At 46.1% G+C, this 17,164-nt stretch carries 19 protein-coding genes and 1 tRNA gene; 19 read left to right on the top strand and 1 reads right to left on the bottom strand.

Features of this window, described 5'->3' with window-relative positions; translation table 11 throughout:
• Positions 1–47 precede the first annotated feature (47 nt).
• Together rpsN and M1E03_RS16660 are read left to right on the top strand one after the other, a co-directional pair.
• On the top strand, positions 48–317 hold the full coding sequence (rpsN, locus tag M1E03_RS16665) for a 30S ribosomal protein S14 (protein ID WP_023856470.1): 270 nt from the start codon (positions 48–50) through the stop codon (positions 315–317).
• Between the two features lie 143 nt (positions 318–460).
• A tRNA-Gly gene (locus M1E03_RS16660) sits at positions 461–534 on the top strand.
• Positions 535–642: 108 nt separating this feature from the next.
• On the opposite strand, the gene M1E03_RS16655 is transcribed toward M1E03_RS16660, so the two are convergent.
• Positions 643–1,272: a hypothetical protein gene (locus M1E03_RS16655; protein ID WP_458110529.1), complete on the bottom strand. Its 630-nt coding sequence runs from the start codon at positions 1,270–1,272 to the stop codon at positions 643–645.
• 80 nt (positions 1,273–1,352) lie between these two features.
• Between M1E03_RS16655 and queG the strand changes: the two genes are divergently transcribed.
• From queG to M1E03_RS16570, 17 genes are all read left to right on the top strand, one after another.
• Entirely contained in the window at positions 1,353–2,501 is a 1,149-nt protein-coding gene (gene queG, locus M1E03_RS16650; protein ID WP_020450668.1) for a tRNA epoxyqueuosine(34) reductase QueG, read from the top strand.
• 63 nt (positions 2,502–2,564) lie between these two features.
• Entirely contained in the window at positions 2,565–3,467 is a 903-nt protein-coding gene (locus tag M1E03_RS16645; protein ID WP_458110528.1) for an amidase domain-containing protein, read from the top strand.
• Between the two features lie 47 nt (positions 3,468–3,514).
• The gene (gene trmL / locus M1E03_RS16640) at positions 3,515–3,988 is read left to right on the top strand and encodes a tRNA (uridine(34)/cytosine(34)/5-carboxymethylaminomethyluridine(34)-2'-O)-methyltransferase TrmL (protein WP_020450670.1); all 474 of its coding nucleotides are present in this window, start codon (positions 3,515–3,517) and stop codon (positions 3,986–3,988) included.
• A gap of 99 nt (positions 3,989–4,087) precedes the next feature.
• A complete protein-coding gene (locus tag M1E03_RS16635) occupies positions 4,088–4,702 on the top strand; it encodes a YhbD family protein (RefSeq protein WP_025811862.1) in 615 nt (204 codons plus the stop codon).
• Between the two features lie 15 nt (positions 4,703–4,717).
• Entirely contained in the window at positions 4,718–5,428 is a 711-nt protein-coding gene (locus M1E03_RS16630; protein ID WP_025811860.1) for a polymer-forming cytoskeletal protein, read from the top strand.
• Positions 5,429–5,442: 14 nt separating this feature from the next.
• On the top strand, positions 5,443–6,144 hold the full coding sequence (locus M1E03_RS16625; RefSeq protein WP_020450673.1) for a hypothetical protein: 702 nt from the start codon (positions 5,443–5,445) through the stop codon (positions 6,142–6,144).
• A 396-nt stretch (positions 6,145–6,540) separates the two neighbouring features.
• Entirely contained in the window at positions 6,541–8,436 is a 1,896-nt protein-coding gene (prkA, locus tag M1E03_RS16620) for a serine/threonine protein kinase PrkA (RefSeq protein WP_026580010.1), read from the top strand.
• A gap of 166 nt (positions 8,437–8,602) precedes the next feature.
• Positions 8,603–9,769 carry a sporulation protein YhbH gene (gene yhbH, locus M1E03_RS16615; protein ID WP_020450675.1) on the top strand — a complete coding sequence of 389 codons (1,167 nt, stop codon included), beginning with the start codon at positions 8,603–8,605 and terminating at the stop codon, positions 9,767–9,769.
• 307 nt (positions 9,770–10,076) lie between these two features.
• Positions 10,077–10,709: an HlyD family secretion protein gene (locus M1E03_RS16610; protein WP_020450676.1), complete on the top strand. Its 633-nt coding sequence runs from the start codon at positions 10,077–10,079 to the stop codon at positions 10,707–10,709.
• A gap of 63 nt (positions 10,710–10,772) precedes the next feature.
• Positions 10,773–12,338: a DHA2 family efflux MFS transporter permease subunit gene (locus M1E03_RS16605; protein WP_217626294.1), complete on the top strand. Its 1,566-nt coding sequence runs from the start codon at positions 10,773–10,775 to the stop codon at positions 12,336–12,338.
• Positions 12,339–12,355: 17 nt separating this feature from the next.
• Positions 12,356–12,886 carry an NAD(P)H-dependent oxidoreductase gene (locus M1E03_RS16600; RefSeq protein ID WP_020450678.1) on the top strand — a complete coding sequence of 177 codons (531 nt, stop codon included), beginning with the start codon at positions 12,356–12,358 and terminating at the stop codon, positions 12,884–12,886.
• A gap of 13 nt (positions 12,887–12,899) precedes the next feature.
• Entirely contained in the window at positions 12,900–13,232 is a 333-nt protein-coding gene (locus M1E03_RS16595; protein ID WP_039072544.1) for a hypothetical protein, read from the top strand.
• Positions 13,233–13,364: 132 nt separating this feature from the next.
• A complete protein-coding gene (locus M1E03_RS16590) occupies positions 13,365–14,132 on the top strand; it encodes a hypothetical protein (protein WP_051303785.1) in 768 nt (255 codons plus the stop codon).
• Positions 14,133–14,136: 4 nt separating this feature from the next.
• The gene (locus tag M1E03_RS16585; protein ID WP_023856479.1) at positions 14,137–14,511 is read left to right on the top strand and encodes a GntR family transcriptional regulator; all 375 of its coding nucleotides are present in this window, start codon (positions 14,137–14,139) and stop codon (positions 14,509–14,511) included.
• Positions 14,508–15,209, top strand: a complete 702-nt coding sequence (locus M1E03_RS16580) for an ABC transporter ATP-binding protein (RefSeq protein WP_023856480.1) — start codon at positions 14,508–14,510, stop codon at positions 15,207–15,209. The genes M1E03_RS16585 and M1E03_RS16580 overlap by 4 nt, the downstream gene beginning before the upstream one ends.
• 19 nt (positions 15,210–15,228) lie before the next feature.
• Positions 15,229–16,152: an ABC transporter ATP-binding protein gene (locus tag M1E03_RS16575; protein ID WP_023856481.1), complete on the top strand. Its 924-nt coding sequence runs from the start codon at positions 15,229–15,231 to the stop codon at positions 16,150–16,152.
• Entirely contained in the window at positions 16,145–17,086 is a 942-nt protein-coding gene (locus M1E03_RS16570) for an ABC transporter permease (protein WP_328031194.1), read from the top strand. The genes M1E03_RS16575 and M1E03_RS16570 overlap by 8 nt, the downstream gene beginning before the upstream one ends.
• Positions 17,087–17,164 lie beyond the last annotated feature (78 nt).

The raw sequence follows: 17,164 nt of genomic DNA, 5'->3' as shown, positions 1-17,164 counted from the left end.
ATTTAAATCGTAATCATTACGCTTTATTGAGAAGGAGGATACTCAGAGTGGCCAAGAAATCAAAAATTGCTAAAGAAAAAAAGCGCCAAAAGCTTGTTGAACAATATGCGGAACTCAGAAAAGAACTAAAAGAAAAAGGCGATTACAGAGCTTTGAGCAAGCTTCCGCGCGACTCGGCGCCATCAAGGCTGCATAACCGCTGCGAAGTGACCGGAAGGCCGAGAGGATATATGAGAAAGTTTAAAATGTCGCGGATCGCGTTCAGAGAGTTAGCATATAAAGGCCAGGTACCAGGTGTGAAGAAATCCAGCTGGTAATCTGTCAATGTCCGGAAAAAAGCTGCCGATGTTCATATCGGCGGCTTTTTTTCGACAAATTTTTAATATACCCTTGACGAAATTTTAATAAACGTGTAACATAATAAAAGTCAAAACGATGATGTTGTTTTTAGAGATCATATGCGGGTGTAGTTTAGTGGTAAAACCTCAGCCTTCCAAGCTGATGTCGTGGGTTCGATTCCCATCACCCGCTCCATACATACTGTTTATAACGCAGTGTTTCGTTTCTCAGATTAAACGAAGCATTGCGTTTTTTCATGTATGAAATCATCGTAAAAAACCTGCTCTCTTTAAGAACAGGTTTTTAAGGAAAGACGGTTGAGATATGTTCGCCGCCGTGAATTTGTTCGAACATTTTTGTTAAAGACTCGAGCAGGCGGCGGGATTCTTCTATAGATAATGAGGGCCTGAAAAAGACGAGCTGCAAGGCATCTTTTGTATCCGTTCCTGCATGATGAAGGCTGAGGTTTCCGGTGATCGTGCCGAATGCTCCAGCATCATCGGAGAACGTGATGATCTCGCCGGGACTGCCGGGTTCGATTTTGATCGGACCGTTTAATTTCCGGGCATCATATATATGAACCGGTATCAAATATTTGAGGGAGAAAAAACGGCTCAGATCAATCGCTGAATTTTCCGGCTCAACAAAGCGTTGTTCTTTGATATCTTTCAGCATCCGTTCGAGTCCGCTTTCCCGTCCTGAATAAGACGGGTTCAGCTCACGGAAGGCATCATGCCATTCTTTAACGGCCGATTCATCTTCGGGACTGCGATCGGCAAAGTCAAAAAACAGCGATTCCTGAAAAAGGCGGAGCCGGCCTTTGAGCATTTGCGGGGAGCCGGTGATCTCAATATCTTGATATAACACAGCGCCAACCTTAAATGAAGGAATGCGGTTTAAAATAGCAGGCGCGATTTGCAAACGAAGTTCCAATTTAAATTCATCTCCCGTGTCATGGTACACTCTATTATACAGAGAGCGAAAACGAAAACAAAGAAAGGAGGCTCTGCACGATGGATGTGAAAAAACTGAAACAGGATGTCATCGAATTCGCACAGGAAATCGGCATCGATAAAATCCGGTTCGCCAGTGCAGATACTTTTGAAACATTAAAAGAACGATTGATTGAGAACCGGACCCTCGGCTATGAATCAGGCTTTGAAGAACCCGATCTTGAAAAGCGGACGAACCCGGATCTGCTTTTGCCGAAGGCGAAATCGATCATCGCCATCGCCCTTGCTTACCCTTCAAAAATGAAAGATGCGCCGAGAAGCAAGAAAGGCGAACGGAGGGGCATCTTTTGCAGAGCTTCCTGGGGAAAGGATTATCATCATGTTCTGCGGGAAAAGCTTGATCAGCTGGAAGAATTTTTGAAAGCGCAGCGCAGCGATGTCAGAACGAAATCGATGGTTGACACCGGTGAGCTGTCGGACAGAGCTGTCGCAGAGCGCGCGGGCATCGGCTGGAGCGGAAAGAACTGCATGATCATTACGCCTGAATTCGGGTCTTACGTTTACTTGGCGGAAATGATTACGAATATTCCGTTCGAGCCTGATGAGAGAATCGAAGATCAATGCGGCTCATGCAACAAATGTATTGAGGCATGCCCGACCGGTGCGCTCGTCAACCCCGGGCAGCTCAACTCCCAGCGCTGCATCGCTTTTCAGACGCAGACAAAAGGTTTTCTGCCCGACGAGTTCCGTACGAAAATCGGGAACAGGATCTACGGCTGTGATACGTGCCAGATGGTATGCCCGAAAAATAAAGGGGTCGATTTTCATCTGCATCCTGAAATGGAGCCGGACCCTGAGATTGCCAAGCCGCTTTTAAAACCGCTTCTGACGATGTCGAATCGCGAATTTAAAGAAAAGTTCGGCCACGTGGCCGGCTCATGGAGAGGCAAAAAGCCGATTCAGAGAAATGCGATTATCGCACTTGCCCATTTTAAAGAAACGGACGCTCTCCCTGAACTGATTGAGCTGATGCACAAAGATCCGCGGCCGGTCATCAGGGGAACCGCCGCATGGGCGGTCGGAAAGATCGGCGGAGCGGATGTGATGGGTGAATTGGAGCGCGCGCTCGCGCACGAGCAGGATGAAGAAGCAAAAGCTGAAATCCAAAAAGGCATCGGCCTTTTAAAAGAAACGAGTGCGACTAATTGAGGGCTGTCCTGACATATGTTTAATGATGAGAAATGAATTAACAAACATATGGTGGTGTAGCCCTTGAAACAGATCATCGAGCAGCTCCTGAAAGCCAGACTTCATTACTTAATCAACGGCAATGATGAAACAAACTGGCAGGATGCCGGGGGTTTTGAAGTCATTGAACGGAAGCGGAGGCTTTTTCAAAACCGCGGCGTGCAGATCGTGAAGGCCAATATGAAAGCAGCTGTAAAAGAGCACTGGCTTGATGAAGACGGCGCGTCGCATGTGAACTATCAAACCCATACCGCATACTTGTGCAAAGACGGGGATGATATGTATATGGAAGAACATATTGAAGACAGAAGCGCCATTTTGTATGATCAGATGGTCATCAAAGACTCCAAGGCCCCGCGTCCGGCCGCACAGTCTTATCCTGAGCCTGAAAGCGGCGATGATGAGATGCGCGAATTGCTGGGAAGGGCGTTCCGCTATGACCGGCTGGCCGCGGTGCGCTATGCAGAAACGTATTGGAATAAACGAAATCCCGCTTACAAAAACTTTGAAGACAATTGCACAAACTTTATTTCCCAGTGCATAAGGGCGGGAGATGCGCCGATGCGCGGCTATCCGAACAGAGGCAAAGGCTGGTGGATGCAAAACCATTCCTGGAGTTACAGCTGGACTGTCGCTCATTCGCTCAGAACCTTTTTGAAGCAGTCAAAAGCCGGCCTCCGAGCGGTTCAAAAGCGGGCCGCGAAAGAGCTGATCGAAGGCGATGTCATCTGCTATGATTTTAACGGAGACGGAAGATTTGACCACGTGGCTCTTGTGACGGCAAAGGATAAAAGCAATATGCCGCTGGTGAACGCGCAAACGCACGACTGCCGGATGAGGTACTGGTCTTACGAGGATTCGCCTGCTTATACTTCATCGATTCGATATGCGTTTTTTCATATATCAGATGATACGACAAAATCGTAATGAGTGGTATAATAAACAGCGGATCAGAAAAACAGAGGTGAATACTTTTGGCATTGCATGTCGTACTATATCAACCAGAAATTCCTGCAAACACAGGAAATATCGCACGGACTTGTGCAGCAACAGATACAACGCTTCATTTAATCAGACCGCTCGGTTTTTCAACCGACGATAAAATGCTCAAGCGGGCAGGTCTTGATTATTGGGAATTCGTCAATGTCGTCTACCACGACTCATTGGACGAATTGTTTAATGCCCATCCTGACGGCCGTTTTTTCTTCATTACAAAATTCGGTCAAAAACCGCACACTTCATTTGATTATTCAGATCAAAACGAAGATCACTTCTTTGTCTTCGGAAGAGAGACGAACGGCTTGCCGAAAGAGCTGATCGAACAAAACATGGATCGCTGTCTGCGCCTGCCGATGACAGAGCATGTCAGATCACTGAACTTATCAAATACTGCAGCAATCCTCGTGTACGAGGCGCTTCGCCAGCAGAATTACAGAGATTTGACTTAAGCTTTATCAGGAAAAGAGCCCTTTTTAACAGAGGGTTCTTTTTTTTACTTTCTAATGTAACAGTGTTATGTTACAATGTGTGTAAAGGAGCTGAAACAGATGGTTCAGGATGATTTAATTTCAAAAAAAGAGCTGCTGGATTTGACTTCGATCTCATACGGGCAGCTCTATAGATGGAAACGGAAAAATTTAATACCGGAAGAGTGGTTTATCCGGAAATCGACGTTCACCGGACAAGAAACGTTTTTTCCGAAGGAAGACATTTTAAAAAGAATCGAAACCATTCAAAGCATGAAAGAAAATCTTTCCCTTGATGAAATGGCGGAAATGTTCTCGCCCGGTCTGACCGAACTAAACGCGAGCCGCGGGGAACTGCTTGAAAAAGGCATCGTTTCACAAGCGGTCATGACGTTTTTTGAAGAATGCACCGGAAAGCGCGATGATCCATTTCATCTGACAGAAGCGCTTGCGGCTTATGTGCTGGAAGGCCTGCTCCAATCCGGCGACATCAGCCTGGATGAAGGAAAAATGGTGCTGGATGTCATCATGTCACACGAGGCGGAGAACAAAGGGAGGCTGATTGTGCTTCGGAAGCTCGGCATTGCAACATGTCTGATCACCGAGGGCAGCATCGTGTTGGAAAAAGGAGTCAAGGTCGCCGCTGACATCAATCTGGCAGCGAGCAGCGAAGAATTGAAAACAAAATTCATGTAAATGGAGGATCAAAAGATGGAGAATTTATTGATAAACGGATTTGGCAGTTCAGGTGGAGGCACGTATCAAACGGTTGAATTAAACGGCAAAGGAACGATTAACGGCGATATTGACTGCGAAAGGTTCAGCTGCAGCGGCACCGGGACTGTAAACGGAGACGTGAAAGCGGGGGAGCTGAGAATCAGCGGCCACGCCAAACTAAACGGCGCAATCGCAGCTTCCAAGGTCAGAATCGACGGTTCTGCAAAGGTGGATGGCGATGTCGAAGCAGAACAGCTTAAAGTCTTAGGCTATGCCGGCATTAGCGGACATGTGAAAGGCGACGAAGCAATCGTTCGCGGAAAAACGTCAATCGGCAAAGACTGCGAAGTGGAACATTTTACTGCGGAAGGCTATTTTACAATCGACGGGCTTTTAAACGCGGAACAAATTGAGATTAAGGTTCACGGCGGTGAAAGTAAAGTGAAAGAAATCGGGTGCCGGCGGATCGTCTGCACTGCACATCAATCGAAGCTGTTCTCGTTTTTAACGCCGCTTATTTCTCCTCCGAGACTGTCTGCCGAGCTGATTGAAGGGGATCAAATTGAACTCGCCAATACGGCCGCGAAAGTTGTCCGGGGCAATTCGGTTATCATCGGCGAAAATTGCGACATCGACCTGATTGAGTATAAGGAAGATATCCGGGTGGCGGAAACGGCAAAAGTCGGAGAGAAGAGGAAAATATAGCGGAGGGATAGGACATGAAGAAACACGACTTGAAAATACACGGCTCCGGAAATGCCGGAGGCGGATCATTCCATCATGTTCTCATCAGAGGTGAAGGAACGATCACAGGAAACATTGAATGTGAAAAATTCAGTACACACGGTACAAGCGAATTGTCAGGCGATGCGACAATCAAAAGCTTTAGTGTACACGGGGAAACAGAGATCCGGGGGAGGCTGAAAGCTGACAAAGCCAGAGTGTACGGGACGGCGGATGTTTCTGAGGACGCCGACATCAGCGATGCAGCCGTAAAAGGCATTATCAATATCGGGGGTAATATGGCGGCTGAAACGTGCGATGTCAAAGGCGCACTGAACGTAAGAGGCGATTGTGAGGCAGAGGATTTTACACTGACGGGCAGCTTGGACGTAAAGGGTCTGCTGAACGCCGGCGCGATTGACATCGGCTTAAAGTTCGGAAACAGTTCGATTGGCGATATCGGCGGCACGCATATTAAGATTGTCAAAAAACGCGGGCTCTTGTTTAATAGAAACGGAGGTTTTCTCTCAGCAGGGACAATCGAAGGAGATGATATTTACCTGGAAAACACGGAGGCCCGCATGGTCAGGGGAAACCGCGTGCATATAGGGCCCGGATGCAAGATTGAGAAAGTTGAATACAAAAGCAGCTGCCGGGTATCTCCTAAGTCTGAAGTAAATGAAGATCAACAGGAATAAAACAGTGTTATGTTACGAAAAAAGGATGGCTTCAAAAGTGAGCCATCCTTTTTCCTTTGAATTTTATTTGCCGGGTTTACTTTCGTATCCGGCAGTAAAAATGGATACGAGGAACGCGAGGATGACCCCCATCATGATCAACGTTCTCATTAAAATCCCTCCTCATCCTTATTCCCTTGTTGTCATCTGCACCGATGCCATCAGCCGTACCGCAGGAGCACTTGCGGACGGAACTTTTCTGCTCTTATTATGAATGGTTTGCTCCATCCTTGTCAATTCGAGGAAAGTACATTTCATTTTTTATATGAAAAGCATCTAAAGGGACATCTCCGCATAGATTGAATGTAACAGTGATTCACTTGGCACCTTGCATTTATCATCATATAGGAGGTTCTTATGGATATATTAAAAAAGATTGAACAGTATAGAGAGGAAGAGCAGCGTCTGAAATGGGAAGGAACCTTCGCTGAATATTTAGAAATCGTAAAGGAAAATCCGACTGTCGCGCAATCTGCTCATTCCCGCGTTTACAATATGATTAAAGACAGCGGCATTGAAGAGAAAGACGGGAAAAAAGTATACAGCTTCTTTGACAAAGAGCTGTTTGGTCTTGAAGAGCCTTTGGAACGCCTAGTTGAAGAATACTTTCATCCGGCCGCGAAGCGCCTTGATGTCAGAAAAAGAATCCTGCTTTTGATGGGGCCTGTCAGCGGGGGAAAGTCGACTTTGGTCACCATGCTGAAAAGGGGGCTTGAAGCATACTCTCTTACAGATGAAGGGGCTGTCTACGCCATTCAGGGCTGTCCAATGCACGAAGATCCGCTTCATCTAATTCCTCAGCATCTGCGGGACGATTTTTACAATGAATACGGCATTCGTATTCAAGGCAACCTGTCCCCGTTGAACATGATGAGGCTGGAACAGGAATACGGCGGAAGAATAGAAGACGTGAAGGTTGAAAGAATCTTTTTTTCAGAGGATAAACGGACGGGGATCGGTACGTTCAGTCCGTCGGACCCTAAATCGCAGGATATCGCTGATCTGACGGGAAGCATTGATTTTTCGACGATTGCCGAATACGGATCGGAATCCGATCCGCGCGCATACCGGTTCGACGGAGAATTAAACAAAGCGAACAGAGGAATGATGGAATTTCAAGAGATGCTGAAATGCGATGAAAAATTCCTCTGGCATCTTTTATCGCTTACACAGGAAGGGAATTTCAAAGCGGGCCGGTTCGCGCTCATCTCAGCGGATGAATTGATCGTAGCCCACACGAATGAAACCGAATACCGTTCATTTATATCCAATAAGAAAAACGAAGCGCTCCATTCGCGGATTATCGTCATGCCGATTCCATATAATTTAAAAGTATCAGAAGAAGAAAGAATTTATGAAAAAATGGTCGCTGAAAGCGATGTGTCTGATGTTCATATTGCGCCGCACACGCTAAAAGTGGCTGCGATGTTTTCGATTTTGACGAGGCTGAAAGAGCCGAAGCGGTCAGACATTGATCTTGTCAAAAAAATGAGGCTGTATGACGGAGAGAGTGTTGAAGGCTACAATTCTGTCGATGTCGAGGATTTGAAAAAAGAATACACTGACGAAGGAATGAGCGGAATCGATCCGCGCTATGTCATCAACCGGATCTCGTCGACGATCATCCGCAAAAACATGGAATCGATCAATGCGCTTGATGTCCTCCGTTCTTTAAAAGAAGGGCTTAGCCAGCATCCATCGATTTCGGCAGAAGACCGCGAGCGTTATTTGAACTTTATTTCCGCCGCCAGAAAAGAATACGACGAAATGGCGAAGAAAGAAGTCCAAAAAGCGTTTGTGTACTCTTATGAGGAATCTGCGAAAACGCTGATGGACAATTATCTTGATAATGTCGAAGCGTACTGCAATAAAATTAAGCTTCGCGATCCGCTGACGGGAGAAGAAATGAATCCGGATGAAAAGCTGATGAGGTCAATAGAAGAACAAATCGGCATTTCCGAAAATGCGAAAAAGGCATTCCGCGAAGAAATTCTCATTCGCATTTCTGCCTATGCAAGAAAAGGGAAACGGTTTGACTATAATTCGCATGAGCGGCTCAGAGAAGCCATTCAGAAAAAGCTGTTCGCAGACTTGAAAGATGTCGTCAAAATCACGACATCGACAAAAACGCCGGACGAACAGCAGCTCAAGAAAATCAACGAGGTCGTCGCCCGTCTCATTGATGAGCACGGCTACAACTCGACTAGCGCAAACGAACTCTTAAAATATGTAGGAAGCTTATTAAACCGGTAACTTGAAGACCCGTCCGGAGAAGGGCGGGTCCTTTTGTCCCATTTTCAAAATTGTTTGTCAAAAGTTATTTGCACCTGCATAAGATAACAATAAACATTTTAGACTTGCATCCGCAGGGCTATAAACCGAAGCCATTTAAGGGGATTATCAATAAGGAGGGGAATTCATGTCCCATAAAGACAATGGCCATTTTATTATTTCTCAGGAAGACTGGTCCCTCCACCGAAAAGGGTATGATGACCAACAGCGTCACCAGAAAAAGGTGCAGGACGCGATCAAAAACAATCTGCCTGACCTGATTACAGAAGAAAGCATTATTATGTCCAACGGCAAAGATGTTGTCAAAATTCCGATTCGATCGTTAGATGAGTATAAAATCCGCTATAACTATGATAAAAATAAACATGCCGGCCAAGGAGACGGCGACAGCGAGGTAGGAGATATCGTCGCAAGGGACGGTTCGGATAAACGGGGCGCCGGCAAAGGCCAGGGAGCGGGCGATCAGGCCGGTGAAGATTATTATGAAGCTGAAGTTTCGTTAATCGATTTGGAAGAGGCGCTCTTCAGCGAAATGGAACTGCCGAATTTAGAACAAAAAGAACGGGATGATATCGTTGTCGAAGATATTGAGTTCAACGATATCCGCAAAACGGGTTTGACCGGTAATATCGATAAGAAAAGAACGATGCTCAGCGCTTTTAAGCGAAATGCAATGACGGGAAAACCTTCATTTTATCCGATCTACCCCGAAGACTTAAAATTTAAAACGTGGAATGACTCCGTAAAGCCGGAATCAAAAGCCGTTGTGCTCGCAATGATGGATACGAGCGGATCGATGGGCGTTTGGGAAAAATATATGGCGCGAAGCTTTTTCTTTTGGATGACACGTTTTTTACGGACAAAGTATGAAACGGTCGATATTGAGTTTATCGCCCATCACACTGAAGCCAAAGTGGTATCAGAAGAAGATTTCTTTTCGAAAGGGGAAAGCGGGGGCACGATTTGTTCATCTGTATACCGCAAATCCCTCGAACTGATTGAAGACAAATACCATCCGACACGCTATAACATTTATCCGTTTCATTTTTCGGACGGCGATAATTTGACATCCGACAATGCGCGTTGCGTTAAGCTTGTCGGAGAGATTATGGAGAAAGCGAATATCTTTTGCTATGGCGAAGTCAACCAGTACAACAGACATTCAACGTTAATGTCAGCCTACAAAAATATTAAAAACGAAAAATTCAAGTATTATGTGCTGAAACAGAAAGCCGATGTTTTTCAGGCTCTGAAGAGCTTCTTCAGCAATGAAGAACGGCATCAATATACATGAAAAAACGCGATTGAAACCTCCGGCAGCGGAGGTTTTTTGTTTGGAAAATATTTAAATCAAAATTTTAAGTGCAAGGTTATTGACATTCTTTATTACTTTAACTAATATTTAATCTTGTTAACTATTTATTTTGTTGTGCAGAGGTAAAAACAAATTTACCGCTTCCGATCTTTCTTGCTCAGTTTTGAACAACTTTTTCAGTACACGTCCCGCAAGTTGCTGGGCAGGAAATAGGAAAACGCAAAACCGCGGAAGCCGATCAAACCGGCTTCATCCAAAATATAAGGATATGAAAGGAGAAATAAACATGAGCAAAGGACGTTTAATTGCGACGAACATTATCGGACTCATCATCGTGCTTGCCATCTTAGCAGGAGGTGCGTATTTCTATTATGACAGCATCAGCTATGTGAAAACCGACGAAGCACACGTGACAGGCGAGATGGCCGACATTACGGCGCCTGCATCAGGGAAGCTCTCAGATTGGGATTTGAAAGAAGGATCAAAAGTTTCAAAAGACGAAAAAGCAGCGAAAATCAAAGGGGAACAAACGGTTGACGTGAAGTCGATCATGGACGGAACGATTGTCAAAAACGAAGCGAAAGAAGGCCAGATCGTACAAGCCGGTCAAACGCTTGCGAAAACCATCGACATGGATCATCTGTACATTACAGCTAACATTGAAGAAAACGACCTGAAAGACATCGAAAAAGGGGACAAAGTCGATATCGTCGTTGACGGTGATTCAGGCACTACATTTGAAGGAAATGTCGAAGAAATCGGCTATGCGACAAACTCAACATTTGACTTGCTTTCTCAAAGCAATTCAAGCGGAAACTACACGAAAGTGACGCAGAAAGTACCTGTGAAAATTTCAATTAAAAACCCGTCTGACAAAGTGCTGCCGGGAATGAACGCATCCGTGAAAATTTCAAAATAACCGGGGGAAATAAAAACGAGCGAAAGGAGGATGTCATAAGTGGCTTCTCAGAAAAAAGGAAATATGTCACTGCTCATCATTTTAATGGGCGGCTTGTTTCTGGCCATTTTAAACCAAACGCTACTGAATGTGGCGATGCCTCATCTCATGACAGAGTTCAATGTGAGCGCCACAACGATTCAATGGCTGACAACCGGATATATGCTTGTCAACGGCGTTTTGATTCCTTTATCAGCCTTCCTGATTATGCGGTTCGGCGGACGGAGCTTGTTTTTAACGGCGATGCTGCTGTTTACGGTCGGAACGCTGATATGCGGAATTGCGCCTAACTTCTCGACGATGTTAACCGGACGCCTCATTCAGGCAGTCGGCGGAGGCATACTTCAGCCTTTGGTCATGACCACGATTCTCTTTATCTTTCCTCCGGAAAGCCGCGGGAAAGGAATGGGAATCTTCGGGCTTGCGATGATGTTTGCTCCTGCTGTCGGTCCGACGCTATCCGGCTGGGTCATTGAAAACTACAGCTGGCGGATCATGTTTTACGGCCTTGTGCCGGTTGGTTTGATCGTCATCATTTTCGGTTTTTTCCTATTTAAAAATATGACGGAACCTAAAAAAATCAAATTGGACACAGCAGGCGCGATTCTTTCAATTGTCGGATTTGCGGCGTTGCTGTATGGTGTGAGCGAAGCCGGCTCAGACGGCTGGGATGATCCGCTCGTACTTTCCACAGTTGTGATCGGTGTGATCGGCATTGCCGCTTTTATCATCCAGCAGTTGAAATCGAAAGAGCCGATGCTTGACTTCAGAGTGTTCAAATACGATATGTTTTCACTGTCAAGCGTGATCAACGCCATCATTACAGTTGCTTTGTATGCAGGAATGTTCCTGATTCCGATTTATTTGCAAAACCTGGTCGGCTTTACAGCGCTTCAGTCGGGGCTTCTGATGCTGCCGGGCGCACTCGTCATGCTTGTGATGTCGCCGATCTCAGGAATTTTATTTGATAAAGTCGGCCCAAGGCCGCTAGCGATTGTCGGATTATTGATCACTGTTGTGACGACCTACGAATTTACGACGCTTACGATCGATACACCGTATATGCACATCGTGTTGATCTATGCGATTCGGGCGTTTGGGATGTCCATGTTGATGATGCCGATCATGACTGCCGGCATGAACCAGCTTCCGCAGCATTTAAACAGCCACGGAACGGCGATGTCGAATACGCTTCGCCAAATCAGCGGTTCGATCGGAACGAGCTTGATCACGACGATTTATACAAATCGCACGACATTCCACTATGCATCAATGGCCGATCAGACAAATACGGCTGATCCGTCATTTATGAGCACATTGCAGTCAACCATTCAGTCAACAGCGCAATCGATGCATATATCTCTTGAACAAGCACAACAATATGTCGTGAAATATTTGACCGGACAGGCTCAGCTCAACTCGAATGTCATGGGCATCAATGACGCATTTATGTGGGCGGCCGGGTTCTGTGTCATCGGCCTCGTTCTCAGCCTGTTTTTGAGGGATGTCAGAAAAGACAAGCTGCGCAGGAAGAACAAGGCGGAGGAGCTGACATTGCTTCCGGCTCCTAAAGAAGCGAAAGAATCTTAAAATGAGGAGGTTCTGACATGAAAATTTATGTTGTTTACGACAGTGAAGGCGAGCATACGAAAAAGCTGGCTGAAGCCATTGCGGAAGGCGCAGGGGAACATGAGGCTGCAGACGTGCTGATCGATCATGTCAGCCAGGCGGATATTAGAAAGCTCGAAGAAATGGATGCTATCATCTGGGGCTGCCCAGGTCATTTCGGTACAATCAGCTCCGGATTAAAAACTTGGATCGACAGGCTGGGCTACCTTTGGGCGGAAGGGAAGCTGATCAATAAGATCGGCGCAGTCTTCTGCACAACAGCGACAACTCACGGCGGTCTTGAGGCGACAATGCTCAACTTAATAACACCGATGCTTCATCAAGGCATGATGGTCGTCGGCTTGCCTGGAAATGTACCTGAAAATGCTTTATACGGGTCTTATTACGGTGCAGGCATCACGTGTCCTGTCGACAGTGACGAACTGATCGGCGAAGAAGGCCTGGAGCTGGGCCGGGCTTTAGGCAGACGCGTCGCCCAAGTGACAGACCGCTTTACAGCAGGACAGTGAGGAGCGATTTGACATGACCATTATATTGACCATCATCGCTGCTGTCCTCGTCATTATCGGTCTGGTGGTATTTAATGTGCGGTCGGCGTCTTCACAGGATAAACCCGAACATGAGGATAACGCGGCAGCTGAAGCTGGCATTCCTCATGTTCAGGAAGAAGAAGTCGCTGAGCAAGTTGAAGCCGATCAGCAAGATCCGTTCGAAATGAATGATCAAACCTATCGGGCGATTCTGCAAAAACTTCAACATCCAAAAGAGGAAAAAAACCATTCCGAGAAAACGGAAATGGACGATATGGATTACCGAAAAGCATTAAAATCCATGAAAAAGCGGGAACAGGATTAAAGGCAAATTCGCTGGGAACCAGCGGGTTTGCTTTTTTTTTTGCATTTTTTTGTAATATTTGATTGCGATTTTCACTGTATCGGTGTACTATTGATGTAGTACACTGATACAGTGACTAGAGGAGGATATGTTTTGCGGTCTTTCAGCGGTTTATTTAAAAAAGATTTTCTCATGGCAAGGTTTTGGTTTTTGGTTTGGATGCTGTGCATGATTTGTGCGATTATTGCAAGCTTTTGGTTTGCTCATTATACAGGCGAATCAATGGCTCTTTTTGGGGCGCTAGTGACCATTTTATTATTTCATAGTCTGTTTTGTCCTTTAATGATCCTAGCTCAGCTCCGTCTGGAAGGGAAGACGCAGCTTTGGTTATATAATCCGAACAACAGTGCGTTATTGCTGGTGTCAAAGCTTGCTTCAGCTGCCGTATACCAATTGATTTCCCACGCTGTTTTATTCATTTTCGGGCTGGTTGTCAGAAGCGTTCTGCTCTCCAGCAGCGCCGGTCTGTTTTCCGTGTCAGATTTGCTTCTCGTCAATATCGCTGTCTTTTTAGGCTCCATCAGTTTTTCCACATGGGTGATGTTTCTGTGGACGGTATATGAAGCGCTCAGAAAATATCCGGCTATCAAAAAAATCCGCTGGATCATTCCCTTGCTAATCTACAGTGCTTACGGATTAATCGAGGCGCTGTTCATCGAGAGCGGCTTATTCCAGGAATTGCAGAAATTGTGGAGCATTTCTTTAAAGGCTGAATTCAAACTTCATTACGAACATTCAGGATGGACTGTTACATTTTCTCAAGTTGATTTGCCGGGTGTTCTCCTGGTGTATTACACAGTCTTAGGCGTCTGTCTCTTCTATCTCTCCTGCAAATTACTGAACAGAAGAGTTGAGGTGTAAAAGAATGGCAAATGAATTTTCTGCTTCAAAGCCGATCTATAGGCAAATAGCCGAACAGCTCTTTAAAAAAATGATCCGCGGAGAGATCAAACCGGGAGAAAAATTGCCTTCGGTCCGTGAGCTGGCTGTTCAGACACAGGTAAATCCGAATACGATTCAAAGAACCTACAATGAAATGGAAAGGATGGGCGTGGTGGAGACCAGAAGGGGACAGGGCACCTTTGTTGTTGAACATACGGAAGTCATCGATGATTTAAAGCGGGAGATGAGGTCGGAAGTTATCGGGCAATTTGTCCAGAGCATGGAAGAGCTTGGCTTGTCTAAACAAGACATGTTGTTGGAACTTGACCGTTTTCTTCAGAAAGGAGATCCCAAATGAAGATTGAGCTGAAAAATGTCACGAAGAAGTTTGGCAAAGAGTATGCGCTCAAAGAGGCCGATCTGTCACTTTCTCCCGGGAAAATTTACGGGTTGACAGGACCGAACGGCAGCGGCAAATCTACGATCTTGAAGCTGATCACAGGGCTCTCGTTTCCGGATTCGGGCTCGGTGCTGATCGGAGGGCGGCCGGCAGCCAGAAAGGAGACGAAGAACATCGCCTATTTAACAGAGCTCGATATGTTCTACGATCCATTTCGGGTCAAGGATATGATTCACTTTTATGAAACCCAGTTTTCCGATTTCCGTATAAATAAAGCGTGGGACCTGTTAAAGGACATGAAAATCGACGGGGATAAAAAAATCGGCAAGCTTTCCAAAGGCAACCGGGGCAGGCTGAAGCTCGCGCTCACATTGGCGCGCGATGCAGCAGTCGTGCTGCTTGATGAGCCGTTTTCCGGTCTTGATCCGATGGTGAGAGAATCGATCGTCAAAAGCCTTCTTACATATTTGGAGCTTGATAAGCAGACAATCGTCATCGCCACCCATGAGATTCATGAAATTGAACAAATTTTGGATGAGGTCGTCGTCGTCTTAAATGGCCGAATTGAAGAAAAAAAGGATGTCGAACAGCTGCGCGAGGAATCCGGAATGTCGCTTTTGGAATGGCTGAAACGGTTTATTGAAGAAAAAAATTGAAAAGGCTGGAGGAGAAACAGTGGAAACACTTTTGGAATTAAAAAATGTATCAAAAACGATCAGGGGGAAAAAGATTATCGACGGCTTGAGCTTTGACGTGCGGGCAGGCGAAATATTCGGCTTCCTAGGTCCGAACGGCGCCGGAAAAACGACGACGATCCGGATGATTGTCGGGCATATGAACATCACCGCCGGTGAAATCGCCGTGTGCGGCGTCAGCGTAAAAGAAAATTTTGAAAAGGCCGCGCGGCATATCGGAGCGATCGTTGAAAATCCGGAACTGTATAAATTTTTAACGGGCTATCAAAACCTTCAGCAATACGCGCGCATGACGAAAGGCGTGACGAAACAGAAAATTGACGAAATCGTCGAGCTTGTCGGATTGAAAAACAGGATCAACGATAAGGTCAAAACGTATTCTTTAGGAATGAGACAAAGGCTTGGCCTGGCCCAAAGCCTTTTGCACGATCCGAAGCTCTTGATTCTCGATGAGCCGACGAACGGGCTTGATCCGGCCGGTATCCGGGAAATTCGCGATCATTTAAGAAAGCTGACGAGAGAAAGAGGTATGGCGGTCATCGTTTCAAGCCACCTGCTTTCAGAAATGGAGCTGATGTGCGACAGGATCGCCATTATCCAGAACGGAAAGCTCCGGGATATTCAGCATGTGCACGGACCCGCTCGGGATGAAAAGAAGCGCTATTATATTCAAGCGGATGACAATCAGGCTCTGATGCGGGAAGCGGCTGCCTTCAAAAAGATGAAGGTTGACGAAGCGGAAGGCGGGATAGAGCTCAGCCTTCAAAAGGATGAAGTGCCTGATTTGATCAAACACTTGTCAGACAACGGTGTCCGCCTATATGAAGTGAAGGCTGTGAACAAATCGCTGGAAGACCGGTTCCTGGAAATCACCGCAGAGAAGGAGGAAGCTCAGCATGTTTAATCTCATCGTAAATGAATGGATCAAAATTTTTAATCGAAAAGGCACATATGTCATGATTGCGATTTTGCTGTTATCTGCCATCGGGCTGGGCGTTCTCACAAAGACGATCGGAGAGACAGACCAAAACCCGGACTGGAAAAAAGAATTGATGCAGGAAAATAAAGATATGAAAGAACAACTTAAAGGGGTCAATAATCCGGCACTTGAAAAAAGCTATGAACGGTCGACCGCCATTAATGAGTATCGAATCAAGCACGATTTGCCGGAAGACGGGGACTATTCGGCCCTGTCGTTCATCAGCGACGCGAGCGGCAACATTCCTCTCCTCGGTCTGTTTGTGATCACGGTGGCTGCGGGAATCGTTGCGAATGAATTCAACTGGGGAACGGTGAAGCTGCTTGTCATCAGGCCGATCAGCCGCTTTAAAATCTTGCTGGCAAAATATTTTACAGTTCTGCTTTTTGCATTGGCTTTGCTTTTCATTCTGTTCGCAAGCGCGGGTATCACAGGCCTTGCTTTATTCGGGGCAGGCGACGGCAGCCAGGTTCACTTGGCGTACGCCGATGGAACCGTTGAAGAAAAAAGCCTGCTGCTGCACTTGGCCGGCAGCTATTTGCTGAATTCAATATCGCTTTTGATGATGGCGACAATGGCCTTTATGATTTCAGCTGTTTTCAGAAACAGCTCGCTTGCCGTAGGTATTTCAATTTTCCTTTTGGCAATGGGCGGAACGGTGACAAACTTGCTCGCAACGAAATTTGATTGGGTGAAATACATCTTATTTGCCAACACTGATCTCACTCAATACTTTGACGGATCTCCGCTTGTTTCAGACATGACGCTGGGATTCTCGATTGTGGTGCTGGCTGTCTATTTTATCGTTTTTCATGTGCTCGCCTTTGGTGCATTCACAAAAAGAGACATCGCTTCATAAGCGGTTTTCGCAAAAAAAGCCTGACGCCGGTTTTCCGGGCGTCAGGCTTTTTTTAAATATAAAAAGACTGCTGACATT

It is taken from the genome of Bacillus sp. PK6-013, assembly GCF_054161445.1.
This window is presented reverse-complemented; position numbering and strand designations above follow the sequence as displayed.

What these genes read in the sequence shown, in the direction of transcription:
- queG (WP_020450668.1), top strand. Translation starts at nt 1,353, where the DNA reads ATGGATGTGAAAAAACTGAAACAGGATGTCATCGAATTCGCACAGGAA.
- M1E03_RS16635 (WP_025811862.1), top strand. Translation starts at nt 4,088, where the DNA reads ATGGTTCAGGATGATTTAATTTCAAAAAAAGAGCTGCTGGATTTGACT.
- M1E03_RS16630 (WP_025811860.1), top strand. Translation starts at nt 4,718, where the DNA reads ATGGAGAATTTATTGATAAACGGATTTGGCAGTTCAGGTGGAGGCACG.
- M1E03_RS16625 (WP_020450673.1), top strand. Translation starts at nt 5,443, where the DNA reads ATGAAGAAACACGACTTGAAAATACACGGCTCCGGAAATGCCGGAGGC.
- prkA (WP_026580010.1), top strand. Translation starts at nt 6,541, where the DNA reads ATGGATATATTAAAAAAGATTGAACAGTATAGAGAGGAAGAGCAGCGT.
- yhbH (WP_020450675.1), top strand. Translation starts at nt 8,603, where the DNA reads ATGTCCCATAAAGACAATGGCCATTTTATTATTTCTCAGGAAGACTGG.
- M1E03_RS16610 (WP_020450676.1), top strand. Translation starts at nt 10,077, where the DNA reads ATGAGCAAAGGACGTTTAATTGCGACGAACATTATCGGACTCATCATC.
- M1E03_RS16605 (WP_217626294.1), top strand. Translation starts at nt 10,773, where the DNA reads ATGTCACTGCTCATCATTTTAATGGGCGGCTTGTTTCTGGCCATTTTA.
- M1E03_RS16600 (WP_020450678.1), top strand. Translation starts at nt 12,356, where the DNA reads ATGAAAATTTATGTTGTTTACGACAGTGAAGGCGAGCATACGAAAAAG.
- M1E03_RS16595 (WP_039072544.1), top strand. Translation starts at nt 12,900, where the DNA reads ATGACCATTATATTGACCATCATCGCTGCTGTCCTCGTCATTATCGGT.
- M1E03_RS16585 (WP_023856479.1), top strand. Translation starts at nt 14,137, where the DNA reads ATGGCAAATGAATTTTCTGCTTCAAAGCCGATCTATAGGCAAATAGCC.
- M1E03_RS16580 (WP_023856480.1), top strand. Translation starts at nt 14,508, where the DNA reads ATGAAGATTGAGCTGAAAAATGTCACGAAGAAGTTTGGCAAAGAGTAT.
- M1E03_RS16570 (WP_328031194.1), top strand. Translation starts at nt 16,145, where the DNA reads ATGTTTAATCTCATCGTAAATGAATGGATCAAAATTTTTAATCGAAAA.